We start from the raw sequence: 23,239 nt of genomic DNA on the forward strand, positions 1-23,239 counted from the left end.
CATAGCATTACAGTTTCAAAACTAGGTATGTTATTGAATTTATATGCAGCTTCTTTTGCATATAAATGAATATGATGTTTTGCAACTTTGATATGTGTTTTAATGTTCTTCGTATATGTTTTCATACTGACTCAATTTGGTTGGTATTTACACCAGTTTTTGAAACATAGCCATCTTGATGGTTAACTGTTTCATGCTTAGTGAAAACCGATTTCAAATCGCGATATCCTTTTCAAGAATCAGTGTGTACATCACACTTTGAAGAAATGTGGTTTATTGCAAACTGCAAAAGATTTTTACTGTTTGCGTTTTTCAATACTTTCACAATCCGATTGTTGGTTGTTTGTTCATAAATACCAACAATCAAGGTTTTGTTCAACAAGGATCTTCCTTGTTTTTTAAACCCATATGTGAAAGATACATTTCATCCATTTGCACTATGCCCTCAACAATGAATTGAGGTTCTTGTTTAGCAATGGCACTTCGGATTTTATGACCCATTCTTCAAGCTGTTTTCAAGGTCACTCCCAATTCTTTTGCAACATCAGTTGATGGAATTCCATGTTTGGTGTTTATTCATCTAAAGATGAGATAAAACCAAGATATTAAAGGTGTTTGTGACTTTGAAAATATAGTGCCCGTGAGAATACTGAATGTTTGATGACATTTCAAACATCTCATTTTTCTTAAATTAGAAGTATTCAAATTAAAACTAGAACACCTAATACATTTGCTTTGTTTCAAACTTGCTATATATGCAAGACATTGTTTTTCAGTTTGAAAAGTATTATTGAACTCATTCAATTTCATTGTTTCCTCCACAAGTACATGTGGGGAGAAGTCCGAAATTTATTTTTTAATTAAATAATCAGTAATTTTTTTAATTATTTCATCAGGAGTAATATCATTAGTGTCAATAACTAAAAAATTAAATTGTTTTTTTTCTCTTTCATATCATTGTTCATATTTATCATTTAATAATTTTCAATACTCTCTTGGAACATTTTTTTCTGACTCTCTACCACGAAGTTTAATTCGTTCAATAGCTTTATCAACATCTACCCTTAAATAAATTATTAAATCAGGTTTAACTTGTGGGTCAAAATAAAGCGAAGAAATAACAACATTGTTATAAAAATCCAAATATACTTGATAATCTCGATCACTCATATTATCTTGTACTTTTAATACTTCTACAAAAATAGGGTCTTCTAAAATACTACGATCAAAAATAACATTTTCTAATTTTTGTGAATCCTTTAATCGCTTACTCCGCGCCATTAACATAAAAATTTGCATCTTAAATGCATACTGTAAAGGATTTTGATAAAAATCATCTAAATAAGGATTATTTGCTACAGGTTCATCCATAATTTTATATTTTAATTGTTTGGACAATTGATTACTAACCGTGCTTTTCCCAACACCAACAACTCCTGATAATACAATTTTCATAATTTGTTACCTCCTTAAATACTATTTATGATTTTAAATTATAGCATTGTTTGACTATTATGTTTCCTTAATTTTGAAATAAACATAGTAACAAGAAATTATTTCATCATAACTTAAAGACTGAAATTTAATAGTAGGATGTAAAATATCAATTATTAAATTAATAACTAAAAACTAACAATAAAATAATACTTTTTTGAAATAATTATGGCTTTTCTCCCTTTATGTACTATTTTTAAATTTTATCACATAAATGCTGAGAAAAGCCTATCTACGGACTTCTCCCCATATTTTTAAATTAAACATAGCATTACAGTTTCAAAACTAGGTATGTTATTGAATTTATATGCAGCTTCTTTTGCATATAAATGAATATGATGTTTTGCAACTTTGATATGTGTTTTAATGTTCTTCGTATATGTTTTCATACTGACTCAATTTGGTTGGTATTTACACCAGTTTTTGAAACATAGCCATCTTGATGGTTAACTGTTTCATGCTTAGTGAAAACCGATTTCAAATCGCGATATCCTTTTCAAGAATCAGTATGTACATCACACTTTGAAGAAATGTGGTTTATTGCAAACTGCAAAAGATTTTTACTGTTTGCGTTTTTCAATACTTTCACAATCAGATTGTTGGTTGTTTTTTCATAAATACCAACAATCAAGGTTTTGTTCAACAAGGATCTTCCTTGTTTTTTAAACCCATATGTGAAAGATAAATTTCATCCATTTGCACTATGCCCTCAACAATGAATTGAGGTTCTTGTTTAGCAATGGCACTTCGGATTTTATGACCCATTCTTCAAGCTGTTTTCAAGGTCACTCCCAATTCTTTTGCAACATCAGTTGATGGAATTCCATGTTTGGTGTTTATTCATCTAAAGATGAGATAAAACCAAGATATTAAAGGTGTTTGTGACTTTGAAAATATAGTGCCCGTGAGAATACTGAATGTTTGATGACATTTCAAACATCTCATTTTTCTTAAATTAGAAGTATTCAAATTAAAACTAGAACACCTAATACATTTGCTTTGTTTCAAACTTGCTATATATGCAAGACATTGTTTTTCAGTTTGAAAAGTATTATTGAACTCATTCAATTTCATTGTTTCCTCCACAAGTACATGTGGGGAGAAGTCCGAAATTTAATTACATTAAAACCTGGCGATTTAGTAATAACAATCATTCGTGAAGATGCAATTTTCCCAACAAGAGGAATTGGTTTTATTGTTGAAGAATTAGATAATCAAAACTATGCTATCAAAATTGAAGATGAATATCTTGGTTCAATAATTGACCCAGAATTAATTAAAGCATCAGGAAAAGCCGGTATCATTCATAAACAAAAATATGAGTTAGAAAAGCCATTGGAACTATTTTATGAACAAATTGCTTATCGTGTTAGTAAAGCACTAGCTGTCAAAGAATCACCTAAAAATCAAGAATCATATTTAAAACTATTTTATGAAGAACTGAAATCATTAAACATTGTTCCAGAAGGACGTGTACTATATGGCGCTGGTAGCGACTCTGATGTTACTTTCTTTAATTGTTTCGTAATGCCTTTCATTCGTAACTCTCGAAGCGGGATTGCTACTCACCGCCAAGAAGTAATGGAAATCATGTCACACGGTGGTGGTGTTGGTTCTAATGGTTCAATGTTAAGACCGAAAGGTACTGTTGTGAAAACGGTTGGTGGTAAATCTTCAGGAGCAGTTTCATAACTTAATGATTTATCAACATTAACACATTTAGTTGAACAAGGTGGTTCACGACGTGGAGCGCAAATGATTATGCTTGCTGATTGACACCCTGATATTATTGAGTTTATTATTTCAAAAATGCAAAATGCCAAAATCTTATTATGATTAAAAGAAAATTCTAAATGCAACATTATCCGTGATGAAGCAAGTAAAAAATTAAAGTTTGAAACACTTTCAGAACAAGATCGTCACACATTTGAATCTATTCTAAGTAATGAACAATTATTTACAGAAGAAATTATTGAAAATGCTAAACATAAATTAGCACTTGATGGAACTTGACAAGTAATTCGTAGTGATTTTTAACTGGTACAAATATCTCTGTAACCATCTCTGATGAATTTATGAGTGCTGTAGCAAATAATGGTAAGTGAAACCTACGTTTTCCTGACTTAGATAACTATACAACTACCCAAAAACAAGGTTATGATGCAAATTGAAATAAAATTGGTGATGTCCACGATTGAGAAAAATGGGATACCCAATTAAAAATTAATACACTATTAACGCTACTGATTTATGAGATTTAATTAATTTCTGTGCTACCTATTCAGCTGAACCAAGTATTTTCTTCATTAATAGAGCTAATGAAATGACTAATGCCCAAGCATATGGTATGCGTGTAGTTGCAACTAACCCTTGTGGAGAACAACCACTATCTCCTTATTCAGTATGTAACTTATCAGCAATTAACTTAGCTAATTTTGTTGATAAAGAAACTAATACCATTCTTTATGATAAATTAACAAAGTGTGTAGAAACTTGTGTTCGTTTACAAGATAATGTTATTGATGCGACTCCTTATTTCTTAGAGGCAAACAAAAAGCAAGCACTTGGTGAACGAAGGGTTGGATTAGGAGTAATGGGTTTACATGACTTATTAATTTGAGGAAATTTAAAATATGGTTCAAAAGAAGCAAACAAAGTTGTTAATAAAGTTTTTGAAACCATTGCGACAACTGCTTATCGTGCATCAATTAATATTGCTAAAGAAAAAGGTAGTTTCCCATTCTTAAAATCACGTGAAGCATTTATCAATACTGGTTTTATGAAAACAATGCCAGAAGACATTAGACAAGATGTTCTTAAATATGGCATTAGAAATTCTCATTTAATCACTGTTGCTCCAACTGGGTCAACAGGAACCATGGTTGGAGTTTCAACAGGGTTAGAACCTTACTTTGCTTTTTCATATTTCCGTTCAGGACGTCTTGGTAAATTTATGGAAGTAAAAGCTAAAATTGTTAGTGAATGACTACAATATCATCCTGAGTTTAAAGAAAAACCATTACCAGATATCTTTGTTCCTGCTATGCAATTAACACCTGAAGCTCACGCTGATGTTCAATGTATAATTCAACGTTGAGTAGACTCTTCAATTTCAAAAACTGTTAATACTCCAAAGGGATACACAGTAAAAAAAGTTGAAAAAATTTACTACAAATTATACAAAGATGGTGCTAAAGGGGGAACGGTTTATGTTGATGGAAGTAGAGATAGCCAAGTGCTGTCTTTATCTGATGATGATAATCATATGCAAGAACAAGTGAATTTAGGTGATTTAGGAATTAGTGAAACTTTTATTGATAATGTTGATGAAATTCGTCCCATTAACCTGGATTTAGAAGTGATCGTCAAGATCGTAAAATTGGTACAGGTTTAGGTGACCTATGTACTATGTGTAAAGAAGGCGTGCTAGTGTTTAGTGCTGGATGTTACACTTGCAACAATTGTGGTATTCAATCTAAATGTGGGTTATAAAAGTATATTTCTAATTTAAAATAGTTAAGTAAAAACCATGAGTTCTAAAAGAAAAACATTCATGGTTTTTTGTTTATATTAAATTCTTAACAAAATTATAAAATCATTATGCAAGATTTCAAGTGTTTTTTACATCACCAGTATTAAATTCAAAATCAGCAGTTTTGCAACTTATTGTTAATTCATCTCCAACTTTTCAAGTTCCTAAACTATCCTTATTATTTATACTTTCCAACTGTACAATAATATTAAGGCTTTTCTCCCTTTATGTACTATTTTTAATTTTATCACATAAATGCTGAGAAAAGCCTATCTACGGACTTCTCCCCACATTTTTAAATTAAACATAGCATTACAGTTTCAAAACTAGGTATGTTATTGAATTTATATGCAGCTTCTTTTGCATATAAATGAATATGATGTTTTGCAACTTTGATATGTGTTTTAAATGTTCTTCGTATATGTTTTCATACTGACTCAATTTGATTGGTATTTACACCAGTTTTTGAAACATAGCCATCTTGATGGTTAACTGTTTCATGCTTAGTGAAAACCGATTTCAAATCGCGATATCCTTTTCAAGAATCAGTATGTACATCACACTTTGAAGAAATGTGGTTTATTGCAAACTGCAAAAGATTTTTACTGTTTGCGTTTTTCAATACTTTCACAATCAGATTGTTGGTTGTTTTTTCATAAATACCAACAATCAAGGTTTTGTTCAACAAGGATCTTCCTTGTTTTTTAAAACCCATATGTGAAAGATACATTTCATCCATTTGCACTATGCCCTCAACAATGAATTGAGGTTCTTGTTTAGCAATGGCACTTCGGATTTTATGACCCATTCTTCAAGCTGTTTTCAAGGTCACTCCCAATTCTTTTGCAACATCAGTTGATGGAATTCCATGTTTGGTGTTTATTCATCTAAAGATGAGATAAAACCAAGATATTAAAGGTGTTTGTGACTTTGAAAATATAGTGCCCGTGAGAATACTGAATGTTTGATGACATTTCAAACATCTCATTTTTCTTAAATTAGAAGTATTCAAATTAAAACTAGAACACCTAATACATTTGCTTTGTTTCAAACTTGCTATATATGCAATACATTGTTTTTCAGTTTGAAAAGTATTATTGAACTCATTCAATTTCATTGTTTCCTCCACAAGTACATGTGGGGAGAAGTCCGAATATTAATACCAAGCAAGTTATTTAGTGAATTAAATTCTTTAGCATTATCAGTTGCATTAGCATCACTTTTAACTGTAATAAACGCTCCTTTAACAGCATCTCAGCAGGAATTGTTTCACCATTCTTAATTTTATATTAGGATTAGTTTCTACATCAGTATCTGTAGCTACTAAAAGAGGTATAATACGTTGTAATACGGTTGTAACAACATCAGTAGTATTATCACGTTTTAAGGCAATTGAATATTTAGGACCTAAAACAGTACTATCAGATTTTTTCATAAATTGAAAAGAAAAATTACCTCCTAAAACATGATATCCATTACCAGCGACTAGTTTTAAAGTTGGATTAATATTAGTAATTTGCCCTTCAATATCTGCTAATACATCCTTATCAAAATTTTTTGTTCCAGTTAATGGTTGGACATTTAATGTTTTGGTAATGAAATCATATGAAGCATCATCTTTAGCTTCAGAATTAGTACCTGGTGTTTCTAATAATTGATTAGCTTTAATAGATGTTGTTGGAACACTTGCAGGAATACTTCATTCTATTTTTTCACCACTAGAAGTCAAGGTAGCACTTTGTAAACCATGCCCATCTCCATCTAATAAATCTAAATTTTTTGCTACTTGTTCATTCATTCTTACTTCAGTGTTATCTTTACTACCACAATAAACAACACTCATAACTGGTGTTGCACCTAAAGCAATAATAGAAAATAATTTTAATAACTTTTTCATTTTCCATCTCTCCTAACTATAACTTTTTATTTATAAACCGCGGTAAATTTTTCCTGTAGTTCCTCCTGAAAGAGTTGTACCTGCATAAATGCTCCATCTACTTTATCAAAACCAAGACCATAAACTATACCAGTAGTACCTGAAATAACAGAAAAATTAGAACCACCACTACTTTTATAAAGCGCTCCAATACCAGCTCCAGTTCTTGTGCCAGCATAAACGTTACCTAGAGTTCATCAGCTGCTAAATTATAAACTGAACCAATAGTACCTGATATTAAACTTCCAACATAAACTGTACCAGAACCATCACCAGTTCTTACACCAACAAAAATAACACCATTTTTATCACTTACTAAACTACGAACTTCAGCAAAACCAAGACCAAAATTAGTATATTTAACAACTACATAAATATTAGTACCACTACTATCAATACTTAAGGCTCTTGGAAGAGTATATTTAGCAAAACTATCTGCAGGTAACCCAGGAACAATACCAAATGATGAAATACCATCACTGACATAAACTTTACCTGATTGAATTGAAGTTTCAGTAGCAGCATAAACGTTACCATCTTTATCACTAACTAAACTTACAATAGCACCAGTTGTTCCTCTTAGCACAGTAAAACTTTGACCATTATCAGTACTCATATAAACATTACCATTGTATTTAGCATCATTTGTTCCAACAAAAATACCATTTGAGTTAACAGTAACTGCTCTTATTGCACCATGATTTCAATTTACAATATCTTCTACTCTTTTAACAGTAAAAGTAACATTTATCATCCCTGTATATTTAAGTTCATCTCCTACGATTGTTGCGCTTGTAGCAGTAATGTTTTGTACAACAACAGCATTAACATCTAAATTAGGATTAATACCATCATTTTTAAGTGCGGTTTTAATTTGATTAGCAACTGGTTTAGATTCAGCAGTAAATATATTTCCTAAATTTGTTTCAGTTAAAACTTCACTTAAATCTACTAATTGCACTATCGCAAAACTAATTTTTACAGAACCATAATAAAGAGGATTATTCCCCGTTACTACTGCAGTACTACTAGTAATACCATTAACAGAAACATAGGCAATATTAACATTGGGGTTAAATCTTGAAATATAGTTTTTACAAAATTTAAAAAATGTTATAATATAAAAGAAAATTTAAAGAAAGAAGGTATCTTAATTATGATTAAAAAAATTAATGATGATTTAAATCAATACATCAGTGAACATTTAAAATATCAAATGCTAAGTTTAAAATTAAGTAATGATGCTAACCAAAAAGGCTTTCCTGGCTTTGCTCATTTTTACCAAGTTGAAGCTGCTGATGCTGTTGTTCATATTCGTAAAATTGCTAACTATTTAATGGACCAAGATGCAGAAGTTGAAATTAAAGACATTAAAGTCCCAACATTTACTACAAAAAATATTGAAGAAACAATGAAAAAACTAAAGTCTACTAAAGAAGAGTTACTTGACCTTACTAATAAGTTAGTTAAAAGTGCACGTGACAATAACGACAATTTAACAGCAAAATTCTATGACTGATTTTTAATTGATTTCTATGAAGAAATTGCTTTTGAAAAAGATTTACTAGATTGAATTGCTATGTCAAATAGTAACCTTTATAAAATTGATAAACGTTTAGGTAAAACAGAAGAACCTGATACTTTAAAAGTTATTGTTCCGTTTTATGAACCTGAATAAGTATTAAAAAAATGAATGTCTTAAAAACATTCAATTTTTTAAGGCTTTTCTCCCTTTATGTACTATTTTTAAATTTTATCACATAAATGCTGAGAAAAGCCTATCTACGGACTTCTCCCCACATTTTTAAATTAAACATAGCATTACAGTTTCAAAACTAGGTATGTTATTGAATTTATATGCAGCTTCTTTGGCATATAAATGAATATGATGTTTTGCAACTTTGATATGTGTTTTAAATGTTCTTCGTATATGTTTTCATACTGACTCAATTTGGTTGGTATTTACACCAGTTTTTGAAACATAGCCATCTTGATGGTTAACTGTTTCATGCTTAGTGAAAACCGATTTCAAATCGCGATATCCTTTTCAAGAATCAGTATGTACATCACACTTTGAAGAAATGTGGTTTATTGCAAACTGCAAAAGATTTTTACTGTTTGCGTTTTTCAATACTTTCACAATCAGATTGTTGGTTGTTTGTTCATAAATACCAACAATCAAGGTTTTGTTCAACAAGGATCTTCCTTGTTTTTTAAAACCCATATGTGAAAGATACATTTCATCCATTTGCACTATGCCCTCAACAATGAATTGAGGTTCTTGTTTAGCAATGGCACTTCGGATTTTATGACCCATTCTTCAAGCTGTTTTCAAGGTCACTCCCAATTCTTTTGCAACATCAGTTGATGGAATTCCATGTTTGGTGTTTATTCATCTAAAGATGAGATAAAACCAAGATATTAAAGGTGTTTGTGACTTTGAAAATATAGTGCCCGTGAGAATACTGAATGTTTGATGACATTTCAAACATCTCATTTTTCTTAAATTAGAAGTATTCAAATTAAAACTAGAACACCTAATACATTTGCTTTGTTTCAAACTTGCTATATATGCAAGACATTGTTTTTCAGTTTGAAAAGTATTATTGAACTCATTCAATTTCATTGTTTCCTCCACAAGTACATGTGGGGAGAAGTCCGTTTTTTAATTTAATTTTTTGAAATGCAAAAACTAAAAAGCAGAACTTAAAAACTTTAATTCTTCTTCAATATTTAATCGAGGAAACAATAATTCTGTTTTATTAACTGTTTTACTAGCAATGGCATTTAAATCAACTTTAATAGACGGTATACTAATTTCTTTTAAACCTAATTGTTGGTGGATCTTCAAAGCACTATTAGTTAAAACAGGGCTTAACAAAGCACTACTAATAACTAAAATATTACTTAGTAGATTTAAAACATTATGCAATTCAGCAATTTTATTATTTTTAAATAAATCTCATGGTTTAGTTAAATCAATTAACTTATTACCTTTACCTATTAATTCAAAAACAGTATTAATACCATCTTGAATTTGATATTCATCCATTTGTGTATTAAAATCACTAATTGTAATTTTAATATTACTAATGATATCTTTTTCATCTGTTCCTAAATGTTTTAAGTTTAAACTAGGAATTTTACTATCACAATATTTTATAATCATTGTCACAGTTCTTGATAATAAATTACCTAAATCATTAACAAGATATGAATTATAACAATTTAAAAATAATTCATGACTATATTTAGCGTCATGACCAATGATAATTTCTTTCATTAAAAAGAAACGTAAGCCATCAACGTTATAGCGATTAATTAATACTAATGGATCAATAACATTACCTTTTGATTTAGACATCTTACCTTCTTCATTAGTAATTCAACCGTGCGCTAAGATTTGCTTTGGTTGACGCAATCCTAAAGCCATTAATAAAATTGGTCAATAAATCATATGAAAACGACTAATTTCTTTTCCTACTAAATTAACAATTTCACAATTTGAATCTACTCAAAATTTTTTAAAATTACTATCATCTGCTTGTAAATAACCTAAAGCCGTTAAGTAATTGCTTAAAGCATCAATTCAAACATAAACAATATGCTTAGGGTCTTCTACAACAGGAATTCCTCACGTAAAACTCGTTCTAGTAATACTTAAATCATTTAAACCATGAGCAATAAAATTATTAATCATTTCCGTTTTCCGGTTTACAGGTCATAAAAATAATGGGTGTTGGTCATAATAACTTAATAATTTTTTAGTATACTTGCCTAATTTTAAAAAATAAGTTGGTTCTGATAAAGCAGTAACACTGCCACTGCAAGTTTTACAAGTATTATTAGGTTTATTAATTTGCGTATCTGTGACAAATTCCTCACAAGATACGCAATATAATCCTTCATAATCACCAAGATATACATCATCTTGTTTTAAAAGTTTGGTAAAAATTTTCTGAACAGTTTCAATATGATTTTTATCAGTTGTTCTAATAAATTTATCATAGTTAATGTCTAATTTTACTCATAAATTTTTAAATCCATCAACAATATCATCAACAAATTTTTGTGGTGTTTGTTGATTGGCTTGGGCTTTTTTTTCAATTTTTTGACCATGTTCATCGCTACCAGTTAGAAAGAAAACTTCATAACCATGCATTTTTTTATAACGAGCCAGTGTATCGGCAATCGTTGTTGTATAAGCATGACCTAAATGTAATTTGGCACTAGGATAATAAATTGGTGTTGTAATATAAAATCTTCGCGTCATGTTGTTTACTCCTTATTTGTTATTAATTTATTATCAAAGACACGAGTAAAAATATAATCAATGTTTTTTAAAAAATTATCATTATTATAACATTGGTTTAACTGTTCTGGTGATAAATATTTATAAATATTGTTTTTTTCTAAACTAGTTTTAAAATCAACATGAGTTTTTTGCGCTTCTAAAGTACAATTTTGCACAAAATCATATGCTATTTCTCTTGTTATTTTGGAATTATTCTTAATAATTGTCAGTAAGATTGGTTGTGAAAAATAAAGTCCATTGGCTTTAGCAATATTACTGGTCATCGCTTCTGTATTAACAACTAAATTGTCTAAAATACTAGACATACGAGTAATAATAAAATCTAAACTATGATAAATGTCAGGAATAATTACGCGTTCATTAGAACTGTGTGAAATATCACGTTCATATCACAATAAATTATTTTCATATGCTGCACTATTATAACTACGAATTAAACGCGCTAATCCGCAAATATTTTCACTACCAATTGGATTCTTTTTATGGGGCATAGAACTTGAACCTTTTTGACCAGAACCAAAACCTTCTAATAGCTCATTAACTTCACTGCGTTGACTTAAACGAATTTCTAATGCTATCTTTTCAATAGTTGTGGCAATAGCGCTTAATTGAGTAATTAAAAAGATATGGCGATCACGTTGCACTACTTGCGTGGCACAACTATCAGTTTCCATATTTCATTTTTTAGCAACTATTTCACTAAATTCTGGATTAATATGAGCAAAATTACCCATAGCTCCAGTAATTTTAACTACTTCAATTTGCTTGCGTGCTAACATTAATCTAACTAATTGCCGATTAATTTCATCATATCATAATGCAAACTTTAATCCTAGTGATGTTGGTTCACCAAAAATACCATGACTGCGACCAATCACTAATTGCTTTTTATATTTAAAAGCCAAATCTTTTAACTTAGATTGTAAATCTGTTAATGATTTAACAATAACTTCATTTGCTAATTTTATTTGTAAATTTAAAACACTATCAACCATATCAGTTGAAGTTAAACCAAAGTGAATTCAACGACTTTCATCTTTCAAATTAGCACTTAACATACGTGTAAAAGCTACAACATCATGTTTAGTTTCTAACTCTAACTTATCCATTAATTTAATATCCAACTTAACGTTTTTTTTAATTAATGAAAAATCTTGTTTTGGAATAATTTTAAGTTGGTGCAATGCTTCACAAACATCAATTTGAAATTTCATTCATAAAGTTAAACGATTTTCATTATTTCAAATTTGTTTCATTACTGGGGTTTCATAACGTTCAATCATTGTTACTCCTTAATAAAAATTGTTTGCTTACGGTCTGGTCCAACAGAAAATATTTTAATTGGTACGCCTGTTAATTCACTAATTTTATTTAAATAATTTTGGGCATTAATTGGTAATTGTGCAAAACTAGTAACTTTAGTAATATCTTCTGTTCATCCTGGTATTTCAATAAAATGTGGTTCGCATTTACTAAAATCAGCAATTTGTGATGGAATATAATTAATCATTTCACTGTTTAACGTATAGTGAGTACAAATTTTTAATGTTTCAATATTAGTAAGGACATCTAATAAAGTAATAGCTAAACTAGTAAATCCATTAATTTGGGCGCTATATGTAGCAATAACGGCATCAAATCAACCAATTCTGCGTGCTCTTCTTGATACTGTACCATATTCTTTTCCTGTTTCACGAATATATTCTGCCACCTTACCAGTAAACTCACTAGGTAATATCCCTGCTCCAACGCGTGTACTATAGGCTTTAGTAACACCAACAATTTCGTTAATTGATTTTAAGGAAATTCCAGTACCAACTGGAATTGAATTAGCACAAGGATGAGAAGAAGTGACAAATGGATATGTACCATGGTCTAAATCTAATAATGTACCTTGAGCACCTTCAAATAAAATTGATTTATTTCTTACTAATTGTTCATTTAAAAATTGACTACTATCAATAATTAAATCTTTAAAGTGTGGTAATAATTCTAATAATTGATTACAAATTATTTCAGCACTAAAAGTTTTTTCATAACCATAAACGTTATGTAAAATTTTATTTTTAATATCTAAATTATCGTTTAGTTTTTCTAATAAACTATCACGGTCTAATAAATCACCAATTCTAATTCCAATCCGATTAATTTTATCGGCATAACAAGGTCCGATTCCTTTTAAAGTCGTACCAACTGCTTTATCTCCCTTAGCTTTTTCTTCACATTGGTCGAAAGCAATATGATAAGGTAAAATAACATGAGCACGATTAGAGATTCTTAATTTATCACAATTAAAGCCAGCGGTTTTTAAATTTTCAATTTCTGAAACTAATTTTTCTGGGTTAATAACGCAACCACTAGCAATTACACAATAAGTATTTTTATTGAAAATACCTGATGGAATAATACTTAGTTTATACAATTCATTATTAAATACGATTGTATGACCAGCATTATCGCCACCGCTTCAACGAACAACAATGTCAGAAGTTTGACTGTAATAATCAGTAATTTTACCTTTTCCTTCATCTCCCCATTGACAACCAATGATGGCTGTTGTATTAAATTTTTTTGTTGATATTATTTCTGATTTTAAGATACTTGTATTTTGGGTAATAGTTTTATTTACATCAATCGCTTTTGTTTTTGATTTTACTACCTTTTTATTTTTAACAACAGGTTTTGTAGTTTTAGTTACTTGTGGTTTAGCAACTGTTTTTGCTTTTGTTTTACTTACATCAACTTTAGTTTTCATTGTATCTCCTTTAAAGTTTTTATTTTTGATAAATTAATAATTTAATTATATAATTATTTAATAACAAATATAGAATTTTGTTATTAAATAAAAAAAATAAGGAAAAAATAGACATATGGATTGACGTAAAGCTAATGATGATACAATTGACCATGCAGATAGTGATAGTACACTTTGTCCAACTTGTCAAGAAAAGGCACTACAAAGAAAATTAGAGAAAATTAAATTTCTAAATGAATATCAACGTAGTCAAGAACATATCGCGCTTTTAGAACAAATAGAAAAAGAATTAGAACGTATTAAGAAAGAAAAAGAAACGCAACTATTAGTATTCTTATGTAAGAAACATAAGAATACTAATAGTAATAGTGTTTAGTTATTTAATACAAATAAACTGAATAAAGTTTTTTAATTTGATATATTGTAACTTTTAGTGTTATTATTAATAATGTAAATAAATTAAGGCTTTTCTCAGCATTTATGTGATAAAATTTAAAAATAGTACATAAAGGGAGAAAAGCCTTTATAAATAACTATCAGTGTTTAGTATAAACTAAGCACTTTTTTTATTATATTTATTCATAATATCTTCAAACTTATCATTAGTAATCCAACTAATAACACTTTCTATTAAAAAATCTTCATCATTTTTAATAGTAGTAAGTTCAACTTTACTAAAATTACTTAAAACCCAATCAGCAGTATTAAAATAGGGGTTTTTACCAACACCAATTCTTAAACGTTGATAAGTTTTAATATTTGTTTCATGAAAAATACTTTTAATACCATTATGACCAGCAGCACTAAAATTTTGTTTATACTGGAATTGACCAAAATTTAAATCAACTTCATCATGAATAATTAAAACATCTTGCGGTTGAATTTTAAAATAATTCATAAATTTACTAACACATATACCCGATAAATTCATAAAAATTAATGGTTTTAAGAAAATAACATCTTGATTGTTAACAACTGTTTTTACATATTCTCCATCAAATTTATTTTGACTAATATTAAGTTTTAAGTTTTTACAAACCATATCAACAATCATAAAACCAATATTATGACGTGTTAATTCATATTGTCGACCAGGATTTCCTAAACCAACCACTAATTTCATCTTTAACAATTCCTTTTTTATTTTTTATTAATTTTTTTTAATTAGTTCATTAGTTTTATCATCGTAAACTTTAGTTAATGATTTATTATTAACAGAAGCATCAATCATTTTAGCAATAAAATCAGCAATTGAAATAACTTTTAAACCTGAAAAATTTCTTTCTGCAGTAATTTCAATAGTATTAGTAATAACTACTTCTTTGACAATATCTTCTGCAATTGCTTGTTTTAGTTTTGTTGACGCTTCACCACTAAAAATACCATGAGTCGCTAAAATATAAACTGATTTTGCCCCATGCTCTTTGATAGCTTTAGCAGCATTAATAATAGTTCCACCTGTATCAATCATATCATCAATGATGATAGCGTTTTTATCTTTAACATCACCTAAAACAAATTTAACTTCACTTTTATTAGGTTGGGAACGTCTTTTATCAATAATAGCTAAAGGTGCACTCAAGTAATTAGCTAATCTTCGAGCACGTGTTACACCACCATGGTCTGGAGATACGACTACTAAGTCAATTAAATTTTCATCTATTAAATAAGATGCTAAATCTTGCGTTGCACGTAAATCATCCACTGGTACATCAAAAAAACCTTGTTCTTGTGGTGAATGTAAATCAACTGTAATCACACGATTTACACCCGCTACAGTTAGCATGTTAGCTACTAACTTACAAGTGATAGGTTGTCTTCCACCTTGCTTACGATCTTGACGCGCATAACCAAAATAAGGAATTACAACATGAATTTTTTTAGCAGAAGCGCGAACACAAACGTCAATAAAAATTAATAGTTCCATCAAATTATCATTTGTTGGTGGTGATGTTGATTGAATAATATAAACCACCTTTCCACGAACTGAAGTTATTGCCTGAATATTAAATTCACCATCAGAAAAACGACTAACTTCTACTTTACCAGGGTTAATTCCTAATTTTTTACAAACTTCTTGTGTAAATTTTTGACTAGCACTTAAACCAAATACTACTATGTTATCTTTACTATTCATTCCATTTTCTCCTTTACTTTCTTTGTTAACAAAAAACAAAAACTTTCATAATTTCATTATACAATTTTTATTATCATTAGTACATTCAAATAAAACTTATATAGAGTTTTTTAATCATATATTATAACTAATACCAACCATTAAAATTTAAAAAGCAAACAATCCAATTGGATTTAAAATTACTTTATTATTAGAGTAATTATTATTTAAGAAGTAATTACTATTTTTGTCACTAAAAGAAACAATAATACTGTCACTATATTTATTATAATCACCAAAAATTTTAGCATGATGGTCAATAGTAAGAGATTGCAACATATATTGTCATTGATAACCAATGTTAAAATATTTTAGCAAACGTTCTCCTAATAAATCCTTTTTAATTTTTTTATAGTTTGTCTCTGAAATTCCTTTAATTGTTATTGCATTTAAAGTTTTAGCAAAAACAGGTAATGACATTGATGTGTAGTAACCTAATTTAAAATTAGGATTTGCTAACATAGCAAAGTAAGGTTCATTAGATGAAACACGCATCATTTCAAAAATATGATATAAACTGATATCAGTAGTTTTTTCATCAGCATTTAAACTATTAAATTTAGGATTAGAAGCATCAAGAGTTAATTATTTTAATACTTTTTGTTCTTGGTTAGGGTCAATAGCCATTTTACTAGGATCATTACCAAGAATGTTAAGAACAACATTATAAAAGTGGATAATGTTTTTATTTCAATCAGCAATCATAGTTGGATTTTTAATTAATTCTTGAATTTGATTAAAATCAGTTTTTGATAAATTATGTAAAAAATAATCATCCATTTCCGCACTGTAGGAAACATTACTATAAGTAATATCATTACTATCATAGTTACTACTAATCATACTATTAATTGTTGAATAAGAAAAGTTAAAATACTAGCAACAACACCAATAACAATAGTTATTGCAACTAAAGTTTTACTAGTGGTAAATAGTGATATTAGCAAGGTAAGAACAAAAAATATTATTTGTAAAAATAACATAAAGGCAATTAAAATTAAAATCTTTGGTGCTAAGGCTTTATAAGCATTAGTACCAAAGATAAATAATGATAAACTAGCAACAATATTACTAATAACAATAAATAAACCGACAACTAGTTCAAAAGCCAAAAATTTTTCAAAAAATATTTTTGTTCTGTTAACTGGTTTTGAAACTAAAATTAATAATGTTCCATCTTCAATTTCATCGCGAAAAACTTGAGTTGTTTTAATGGCAATAAAAATAAATAAGATAATATCAATGAAAACTGCAAATGAAATTAAAATTCATGTGCTATAACTCTGGTCAAGAAAATCTTGAACAGTAAAATTACTTGGTAATTTACTACTAGTTAAAAATGCTGCTACTGTTAAAATTCCTGTTAGAACTACAGTACTAATAATTAATAAAATATATGATGAAGAGGATTTTAAAATTTTATTAAAAGAATAATTAAAAATTGGCATGATTGGCTTTTCCTTTGTTTTTATTTTTTTCCATCACAAATTGTTCGTAAATTTCTTGTAAATCAATTTTGTAAGGTTTAAGAATACAAAAAAATCATCGAAAATCATTAATAAAGGTATTTTATTTATAATCACTTATATTAATATGAATAACTAATTTTTATTAATAACATTAAATAATTCATAAAACATTGGAAAATCTAATTCTTCAGCTCGAATTGTTGAAGGTCAAGATAAGTCATTAATAAAATTAACGGCTTTTTCTTTATCATTTAAATAAACACCAACATTATTGGCTAATGTTTTTCTTTTATTAGTAAAACAACTGCGAACAAATTTTCAAAAAACTACTGGTTGCTCCAATTTCATTTTTGGATTAACTTTAAAATAAACAACACTACTAACAACATTGGGTATAGGAGTAAAACTAGCAGGACTAATTTCAAAAGCAATTTTAACATCACAATAAAACTGGCACATAATTGATAAATTACTGTATTCTTTAGTTTTAGGTTTTGAGCAAAATCTTTGTGCAACTTCTTTTTGCATTGTTAAAGTAAATGAAGTAAATAAATCAACATTTTCTAATAATTTTAAAACAATTTGCGAAGTAATATAGTAAGGCAAGTTAGCCACAACATGAATATTTTGAATATTTTTAAACTCATTGGTAATTATTTTTCTTAAGTCTAGTTTTAAAAAATCTTCATTAACTATCAATAAATTATCATGCTTACTTAATTGCGAATGTAAAACTGGAATTAATTTTTTATCAATCTCAATAGTTACTACTTTTTGCGCATGATTAACTAATTCATTAGTCAAATGACCTAAACCAGGTCCAATTTCTAATATCCCATCAGTATTGGTACAATTACTAGTTTTAGCAATTTTTATAATAATATTATTATCTACTAAAAAATTTTGACCAAACTTTTTAACAGCATGCAAATCATATTTTTTTAATAAAGTTTTTGGATTATCCATTCTTAGTCCCCCGATTCTTTTTTTATTTCTAATATACATACTAGTAATAACTAAACAAATGTTTATTTAATCATTGGAAATGCTAATTTCACTACTAGTAATTCTACTTGTGGTAATATTAACATATATCAACTTAATATATAAATATTAAATTGAATGGGAAAAGGAGATGATTTTTATATGGCAACAAAAAATGACGTTGCTAACGAACAAAATGATGAATTAATTAATATTGTTTCGCTAGACTTAGGAACAAGAAACTTAATTGTCAGAGTTAATGGTCGTGAAGTTTACAAACAAGCAGCTGCTATTGTTTTTGATACTGAAAATGGAGAAGTATTTATTGGAGAAGCAGCTTTAGTGATGAAAGAAAAAACTCCAGCAAATAAAATCTTTAGAGAACCTATGTCAAACGGAGTTATTAGTGATAATAATGCCCTAATTGCTCTACTAAATGAAATTTTTACACAAATTGTTGACGTGAAAGCAGAAAAAATTTGACAAAAATCAGTCGCACTTGTAGCTATTCCTTCTAAAGTCTTTAAATTAGATAGAACAGTTTTAAAGGAAATTCTTGAAGGTAAAAAAAGCGCTAAAATTCCGATTTTTAGTGATAAATTTCCAAAAAGATACTTACCTGTTGATAGTGACCTTGATCATAAAGAAAAACTAGCATTAAACTATTCAATGAATGCTGAAAAAGTAGTTATTGTCCCAGAAGTTAAACTAGCTGCTATTGGTGCTGGATTAAGTCTTTGAGATGCATCAGGAGTATTTGTACTTGATATTGGTGGTGGAACATCTGACTGTGCTATTTTATCAAGTGGTGAAGTTATTGTCCAAGATTCCATTCCAGTTGCTGGTAACGCAATTGAAGCTGGTATTAAATCTCACTTTGAAAAAATGCACTACATCACCCTAAGTTCTGAAGAAGCAGAAAAAGCTAAAATCGGTGCTGGAATTTGAATAGATGGGGACAAAGACAGTGAACACCGTCTTACTATTCATGGAAAAAGTACAAAAACTAAAAAACCTGAACAAATTATCATTTCTAAACAAGAAGTTGCTAAAGCAGTTACCGAAGCATTTGAACCAATTGTCAAACTATGTGAAGATATTATTGATAAAGCGGGTGCTGCCTTCTCAAAAATGATTATGGACAAAGGATTAGTAATCACTGGTGGTGGTGCTTTATTGCAAAACATTACTACTTATCTAAAAATACGCTTAAAAATGGAACATGTAGTTTCTGCTAATAGTCCCAAAGAATGTGTTATCAAAGGTACACAAAGCTACGAAACACATAAGCAAGATTTATATACTAATGGTTATATCAGACCAAGTAAATAGTTTTAAGAAACATAACAAAGGAGGATATAAAACATGGGATTGTTTGATAAAAAACCCAAAGAAAATTTAAATAAAAAACAAGGAATAAAATCTATTAACGACTATAATTGATTAGCTTTAGATGTTGGTACAGAAAATTTTAAAGCACGTTATGTTAATATTGGTCTTACTTACGATGCTCCAACTTATCTTGCTGAAGATTACGAAAAAAACATAATTTTATTTGGTCAAGATGCTAAAGATTTAATTGATAAAACTAATGAAAACGTTGTTATTAAACGTCCAGTTCGTGATGGTAACATTGCTGACCCTGATGCTTTAAAACGTATTCTTGGTAAAATATTTAGTGACTTCAGACTTGAAATTAAAACTGGAGACGCTGGAAAAGAGAAGAACCGTAACTTAATTGTTTTAATGGCAACACCAAGTGAAATTAACTCAGTTCAAAGAGAAGCGTTAGAAAATATCGTTCACCAATTAGGAGCACTTCGCGGATTCGTTCAAGAAGAAGTAAAAATGGCTGCCTTAGGTTCTGGACAAGATATTTTTGGAACTGCTATCATGTGTGTTGATATTGGTGGTGGAAGTACTGATATTGCTATTATTAGTAATGACTCAATTCTATACTCTTATACAACAAGTTGTGCTGGAGACTATTTAACTAACAAAATTAGTGAATATATCGCTTCAAAACATGCTTTAAAAATTGGTACTAAAGAAGCTGAAGATATTAAAAAAAATATTGGTTCATTATTGAAATATCAAGATGAAAAGCCATATACAATTTCAGGAGTTTCATTACCTAGACTAGATTCTCAACCAGGTGAGACAATGTCTATTTCTAAAACTATTGAAATCACACCAGAAGAAATTCGTGAAAATGTTATGCAAGTTCAATTTAGACTTGAAATTATTCCTGCAATTCGACGAGTACTAAGAACTTCAGGAGAAAGAGCACCTGGAAGTATTAGTGACTTAAAGAAAAAAGGTAAAGGAATTACTGTTTGTGGTGGAGGAGCTTATATCAGAAAAATTGCTGAATTCATTAAAGAAGAGTTGGCTAAAGAATACTTTATCGAAGTTACTGGAAAAGGCGGAACGAAACCAATTCGTCAAAAATACGAAGGAGATATTTTTGAAGTTCGTGTTGCTGAAAATCCTTTAGATAATGTTATTGATGGTTGTGTAAAATACCGTGATACAATTTACAAACAAATAATATTAGAACAAGACCCTAATCGTGAAACTCTTGTAAAAGATGAAGAAATAATGTAGATTCAACAAACTAATAAAAAATGAGTTCATTGAACTCATTTTTTATTAGTTTACATTAAATTAAGTATTAAATTTAATTTTTAATAAACGTTTTTGTTTAATAAAATATCCTATTAAAATCACAACTCCAGGAATTACAAATGAGGTTAGACTGATTAAACCTGTAACAAATAGTTGTCGTTCATGATTAAGATAACTATTCAAACATAACAAAAATGGCACTATTTGAAATAATCCAAAAATAATTATTAAAATCACATTAGATGAAAAATAACTAATGATCGTAACAATGCCATAAATGATACAGGTCATAAATATAACTAATGACATTATCATCCCTATTATTAAACCTAAAGAAATCATTTTATTTTTATTTAACATACCTATTCTCCTAATTTTAAAATAGTTTAATTTTTTCATACTATAATAAAAATTTATATTATCTTTTTTATAAAAAATATTAGTAAAATTGTTATAATATTATTATACTATTTTCTAAGGAGCATTCACATAATGCAAAAAATACAGAAGTTATTGACAAACAGCATTCTATCAGATGATAAAAATAAATTTTTATATTTTTACAACACAATTAGTTTCAAATTATATACTATTACCTACTATTACTATTATAAATAAAACAACTTGTTATGTTAATAAATTACATAACAAGTCTTAATTTTACATTTTCACTAGAGATTTTATTTAAAAATTTTTAAATGATAGTTAAGCCAAATTCAAAAACACACCCTACTAATCTACCAGTAATAATGTTACCATCAACAACTACTTTTTTTCTTTAAATCAATTTTACTATTATTCAATCCCATGTCTGTTCCTGGATAATTGAGTAATTGTTTTTCGGACTTCTCCCCACATGTACTTGTGGAGGAAACAATGAAATTGAATGAGTTCAATAATACTTTTCAAACTGAAAAACAATGTCTTGCATATATAGCAAGTTTGAAACAAAGCAAATGTATTAGGTGTTCTAGTTTTAATTTGAATACTTCTAATTTAAGAAAAATGAGATGTTTGAAATGTCATCAAACATTCAGTATTCTCACGGGCACTATATTTTCAAAGTCACAAACACCTTTAATATCTTGGTTTTATCTCATCTTTAGATGAATAAACACCAAACATGGAATTCCATCAACTGATGTTGCAAAAGAATTGGGAGTGACCTTGAAAACAGCTTGAAGAATGGGTCATAAAATCCGAAGTGCCATTGCTAAACAAGAACCTCAATTCATTGTTGAGGGCATAGTGCAAATGGATGAAATGTATCTTTCACATATGGGTTTAAAAAACAAGGAAGATCCTTGTTGAACAAAACCTTGATTGTTGGTATTTATGAAAAAACAACCAACAATCTGATTGTGAAAGTATTGAAAAACGCAAACAGTAAAAATCTTTTGCAGTTTGCAATAAACCACATTTCTTCAAAGTGTGATGTACATACTGATTCTTGAAAAGGATATCGCGATTTGAAATCGGTTTTCACTAAGCATGAAACAGTTAACCATCAAGATGGCTATGTTTCAAAAACTGGTGTAAATACCAACCAAATTGAGTCAGTATGAAAATATATACGAAGAACATTTAAAACACATATCAAAGTTGCAAAACATCATATTCATTTATATGCAAAAGAAGCTGCATATAAATTCAATAACATACCTAGTTTTGAAACTGTAATGCTATGTTTAATTTAAAAATGTGGGGAGAAGTCCGTAGATAGGCTTTTCTCAGCATTTATGTGATAAAATTTAAAAATAGTACATAAAGGGAGAAAAGCCTTTTTTTTTATTATCTAACAAATTTAATTGGCCAAGAATTTGTGGAGCAATACAAATAGCAACGATGATTTTATTATCTTTAGCAAATTCTACTCATTTAGATTTTAATAATTGATTTTTATTTAAATTTTCAACACCTAAATTACCACCTGGTAAAACTAGCATTTCA

29 protein-coding genes and 1 pseudogene are annotated in these 23,239 nt (G+C 28.6%); 8 read left to right on the plus strand and 22 right to left on the minus strand.

Annotated elements, in window-relative coordinates:
* Positions 1–7 precede the first annotated feature (7 nt).
* The 5 genes from ACFEL4_RS09560 to ACFEL4_RS09580 form a co-directional block, all read right to left on the minus strand.
* Positions 8–379 carry a transposase gene (locus tag ACFEL4_RS09560; RefSeq protein WP_375317558.1) on the minus strand — a complete coding sequence of 124 codons (372 nt, stop codon included), beginning with the start codon at positions 377–379 and terminating at the stop codon, positions 8–10.
* Positions 274–810, minus strand: a complete 537-nt coding sequence (locus tag ACFEL4_RS09565; protein WP_375317556.1) for a hypothetical protein — start codon at positions 808–810, stop codon at positions 274–276. Before ACFEL4_RS09565 ends, ACFEL4_RS09560 begins: the two co-directional genes overlap by 106 nt.
* A 39-nt stretch (positions 811–849) precedes the next feature.
* Positions 850–1,455 (minus strand): deoxynucleoside kinase, encoded by a 606-nt coding sequence (locus ACFEL4_RS09570; protein WP_375317557.1) that lies wholly within the window; start codon positions 1,453–1,455, stop codon positions 850–852.
* A gap of 310 nt (positions 1,456–1,765) precedes the next feature.
* Positions 1,766–2,137, minus strand: coding sequence for a transposase (locus ACFEL4_RS09575; RefSeq protein ID WP_375317559.1), 372 nt, complete (start codon positions 2,135–2,137; stop codon positions 1,766–1,768).
* The gene (locus ACFEL4_RS09580; RefSeq protein ID WP_375316969.1) at positions 2,032–2,568 is read right to left on the minus strand and encodes a hypothetical protein; all 537 of its coding nucleotides are present in this window, start codon (positions 2,566–2,568) and stop codon (positions 2,032–2,034) included. The genes ACFEL4_RS09575 and ACFEL4_RS09580 overlap by 106 nt, the downstream gene beginning before the upstream one ends.
* Between ACFEL4_RS09580 and ACFEL4_RS09585 the strand changes: the two are divergent.
* Positions 2,494–4,986 (plus strand): annotated as a pseudogene (locus tag ACFEL4_RS09585) (vitamin B12-dependent ribonucleotide reductase). The gene ACFEL4_RS09580 and the pseudogene ACFEL4_RS09585 overlap by 75 nt on opposite strands.
* Before the next feature lie 106 nt (positions 4,987–5,092).
* Here ACFEL4_RS09585 and ACFEL4_RS09590 read toward each other — a convergent pair.
* Together ACFEL4_RS09590 and ACFEL4_RS09595 are read right to left on the minus strand one after the other, a co-directional pair.
* Entirely contained in the window at positions 5,093–5,221 is a 129-nt protein-coding gene (locus ACFEL4_RS09590; protein ID WP_375317560.1) for a hypothetical protein, read from the minus strand.
* Between the two features lie 100 nt (positions 5,222–5,321).
* Positions 5,322–6,143 carry an IS1595 family transposase gene (locus tag ACFEL4_RS09595; protein WP_375317561.1) on the minus strand — a complete coding sequence of 274 codons (822 nt, stop codon included), beginning with the start codon at positions 6,141–6,143 and terminating at the stop codon, positions 5,322–5,324.
* Positions 6,144–6,161: 18 nt separating this feature from the next.
* On the opposite strand from ACFEL4_RS09595, the gene ACFEL4_RS09600 reads away from it, so the two are divergent.
* Positions 6,162–6,308, plus strand: a complete 147-nt coding sequence (locus ACFEL4_RS09600) for a hypothetical protein (RefSeq protein WP_375317562.1) — start codon at positions 6,162–6,164, stop codon at positions 6,306–6,308.
* Here ACFEL4_RS09600 and ACFEL4_RS09605 read toward each other — a convergent pair.
* Both ACFEL4_RS09605 and ACFEL4_RS09610 read right to left on the minus strand, forming a co-directional pair.
* The gene (locus tag ACFEL4_RS09605) at positions 6,270–6,923 is read right to left on the minus strand and encodes a hypothetical protein (protein WP_375317563.1); all 654 of its coding nucleotides are present in this window, start codon (positions 6,921–6,923) and stop codon (positions 6,270–6,272) included. The genes ACFEL4_RS09600 and ACFEL4_RS09605 overlap by 39 nt on opposite strands.
* Positions 6,924–7,149: 226 nt before the next feature.
* Positions 7,150–7,923 (minus strand): hypothetical protein, encoded by a 774-nt coding sequence (locus ACFEL4_RS09610; protein ID WP_375317564.1) that lies wholly within the window; start codon positions 7,921–7,923, stop codon positions 7,150–7,152.
* A gap of 195 nt (positions 7,924–8,118) precedes the next feature.
* Between ACFEL4_RS09610 and ACFEL4_RS09615 the strand changes: the two genes are divergently transcribed.
* Entirely contained in the window at positions 8,119–8,640 is a 522-nt protein-coding gene (locus ACFEL4_RS09615) for a ferritin (protein WP_308150079.1), read from the plus strand.
* A gap of 126 nt (positions 8,641–8,766) precedes the next feature.
* Here ACFEL4_RS09615 and ACFEL4_RS09620 read toward each other — a convergent pair whose 3' ends face one another.
* The 4 genes from ACFEL4_RS09620 to ACFEL4_RS09635 form a co-directional block, all read right to left on the minus strand.
* Positions 8,767–9,588: an IS1595 family transposase gene (locus ACFEL4_RS09620; RefSeq protein ID WP_375316786.1), complete on the minus strand. Its 822-nt coding sequence runs from the start codon at positions 9,586–9,588 to the stop codon at positions 8,767–8,769.
* Positions 9,589–9,654: 66 nt separating this feature from the next.
* Positions 9,655–11,235 (minus strand): methionine--tRNA ligase, encoded by a 1,581-nt coding sequence (gene metG, locus ACFEL4_RS09625; RefSeq protein ID WP_375317565.1) that lies wholly within the window; start codon positions 11,233–11,235, stop codon positions 9,655–9,657.
* A 5-nt stretch (positions 11,236–11,240) separates the two neighbouring features.
* Positions 11,241–12,560 (minus strand): adenylosuccinate lyase, encoded by a 1,320-nt coding sequence (purB, locus tag ACFEL4_RS09630; RefSeq protein ID WP_375317566.1) that lies wholly within the window; start codon positions 12,558–12,560, stop codon positions 11,241–11,243.
* A gap of 2 nt (positions 12,561–12,562) precedes the next feature.
* A complete protein-coding gene (locus tag ACFEL4_RS09635) occupies positions 12,563–14,032 on the minus strand; it encodes an adenylosuccinate synthase (protein ID WP_375317567.1) in 1,470 nt (489 codons plus the stop codon).
* 115 nt (positions 14,033–14,147) lie between these two features.
* Between ACFEL4_RS09635 and ACFEL4_RS09640 the strand changes: the two genes are divergently transcribed.
* Complete coding sequence (locus ACFEL4_RS09640; protein WP_375317568.1) at positions 14,148–14,408, plus strand: hypothetical protein; 261 nt, start codon at positions 14,148–14,150, stop codon at positions 14,406–14,408.
* Between the two features lie 177 nt (positions 14,409–14,585).
* On the opposite strand, the gene pth is transcribed toward ACFEL4_RS09640, so the two are convergent.
* From pth to rsmA, 6 genes are all read right to left on the minus strand, one after another.
* Complete coding sequence (pth, locus tag ACFEL4_RS09645; protein ID WP_375317569.1) at positions 14,586–15,155, minus strand: aminoacyl-tRNA hydrolase; 570 nt, start codon at positions 15,153–15,155, stop codon at positions 14,586–14,588.
* 27 nt (positions 15,156–15,182) lie between these two features.
* Positions 15,183–16,169, minus strand: a complete 987-nt coding sequence (locus tag ACFEL4_RS09650) for a ribose-phosphate diphosphokinase (RefSeq protein ID WP_375317570.1) — start codon at positions 16,167–16,169, stop codon at positions 15,183–15,185.
* 147 nt (positions 16,170–16,316) lie between these two features.
* Complete coding sequence (locus ACFEL4_RS09655; RefSeq protein ID WP_375317571.1) at positions 16,317–16,706, minus strand: hypothetical protein; 390 nt, start codon at positions 16,704–16,706, stop codon at positions 16,317–16,319.
* An 87-nt stretch (positions 16,707–16,793) separates the two neighbouring features.
* Entirely contained in the window at positions 16,794–16,988 is a 195-nt protein-coding gene (locus ACFEL4_RS09660) for a hypothetical protein (RefSeq protein WP_375317572.1), read from the minus strand.
* The gene (locus ACFEL4_RS09665; RefSeq protein ID WP_375317573.1) at positions 16,928–17,656 is read right to left on the minus strand and encodes an ABC transporter permease; all 729 of its coding nucleotides are present in this window, start codon (positions 17,654–17,656) and stop codon (positions 16,928–16,930) included. Before ACFEL4_RS09665 ends, ACFEL4_RS09660 begins: the two co-directional genes overlap by 61 nt.
* A gap of 153 nt (positions 17,657–17,809) precedes the next feature.
* A complete protein-coding gene (rsmA, locus tag ACFEL4_RS09670) occupies positions 17,810–18,643 on the minus strand; it encodes a 16S rRNA (adenine(1518)-N(6)/adenine(1519)-N(6))-dimethyltransferase RsmA (RefSeq protein WP_308149465.1) in 834 nt (277 codons plus the stop codon).
* 180 nt (positions 18,644–18,823) lie between these two features.
* On the opposite strand from rsmA, the gene ACFEL4_RS09675 reads away from it, so the two are divergent.
* Positions 18,824–19,993, plus strand: a complete 1,170-nt coding sequence (locus ACFEL4_RS09675; protein ID WP_375317574.1) for a rod shape-determining protein — start codon at positions 18,824–18,826, stop codon at positions 19,991–19,993.
* A gap of 33 nt (positions 19,994–20,026) precedes the next feature.
* On the plus strand, positions 20,027–21,268 hold the full coding sequence (locus ACFEL4_RS09680) for a rod shape-determining protein (protein ID WP_375317575.1): 1,242 nt from the start codon (positions 20,027–20,029) through the stop codon (positions 21,266–21,268).
* A 60-nt stretch (positions 21,269–21,328) separates the two neighbouring features.
* Here ACFEL4_RS09680 and ACFEL4_RS09685 read toward each other — a convergent pair whose 3' ends face one another.
* Positions 21,329–21,649, minus strand: coding sequence for a hypothetical protein (locus ACFEL4_RS09685; RefSeq protein ID WP_308149462.1), 321 nt, complete (start codon positions 21,647–21,649; stop codon positions 21,329–21,331).
* 392 nt (positions 21,650–22,041) lie between these two features.
* Positions 22,042–22,185 (minus strand): hypothetical protein, encoded by a 144-nt coding sequence (locus tag ACFEL4_RS09690; protein WP_375317576.1) that lies wholly within the window; start codon positions 22,183–22,185, stop codon positions 22,042–22,044.
* Here ACFEL4_RS09690 and ACFEL4_RS09695 point away from each other — a divergent pair.
* Both ACFEL4_RS09695 and ACFEL4_RS09700 read left to right on the plus strand, forming a co-directional pair.
* Positions 22,166–22,702 carry a hypothetical protein gene (locus ACFEL4_RS09695; protein ID WP_375317285.1) on the plus strand — a complete coding sequence of 179 codons (537 nt, stop codon included), beginning with the start codon at positions 22,166–22,168 and terminating at the stop codon, positions 22,700–22,702. The genes ACFEL4_RS09690 and ACFEL4_RS09695 overlap by 20 nt on opposite strands.
* Positions 22,597–22,986 (plus strand): IS1595 family transposase, encoded by a 390-nt coding sequence (locus tag ACFEL4_RS09700; protein ID WP_375317577.1) that lies wholly within the window; start codon positions 22,597–22,599, stop codon positions 22,984–22,986. The genes ACFEL4_RS09695 and ACFEL4_RS09700 overlap by 106 nt, the downstream gene beginning before the upstream one ends.
* 54 nt (positions 22,987–23,040) lie before the next feature.
* Here ACFEL4_RS09700 and ACFEL4_RS09705 read toward each other — a convergent pair whose 3' ends face one another.
* Positions 23,041–23,235 carry a DJ-1/PfpI family protein gene (locus ACFEL4_RS09705; RefSeq protein ID WP_375317578.1) on the minus strand — a complete coding sequence of 65 codons (195 nt, stop codon included), beginning with the start codon at positions 23,233–23,235 and terminating at the stop codon, positions 23,041–23,043.
* Positions 23,236–23,239 lie beyond the last annotated feature (4 nt).

Source organism: Spiroplasma endosymbiont of Virgichneumon dumeticola (genome assembly GCF_964264745.1).
Lineage (GTDB): Bacteria > Bacillota_I > Bacilli_A > Mycoplasmatales > VBWQ01 > Spiroplasma_E.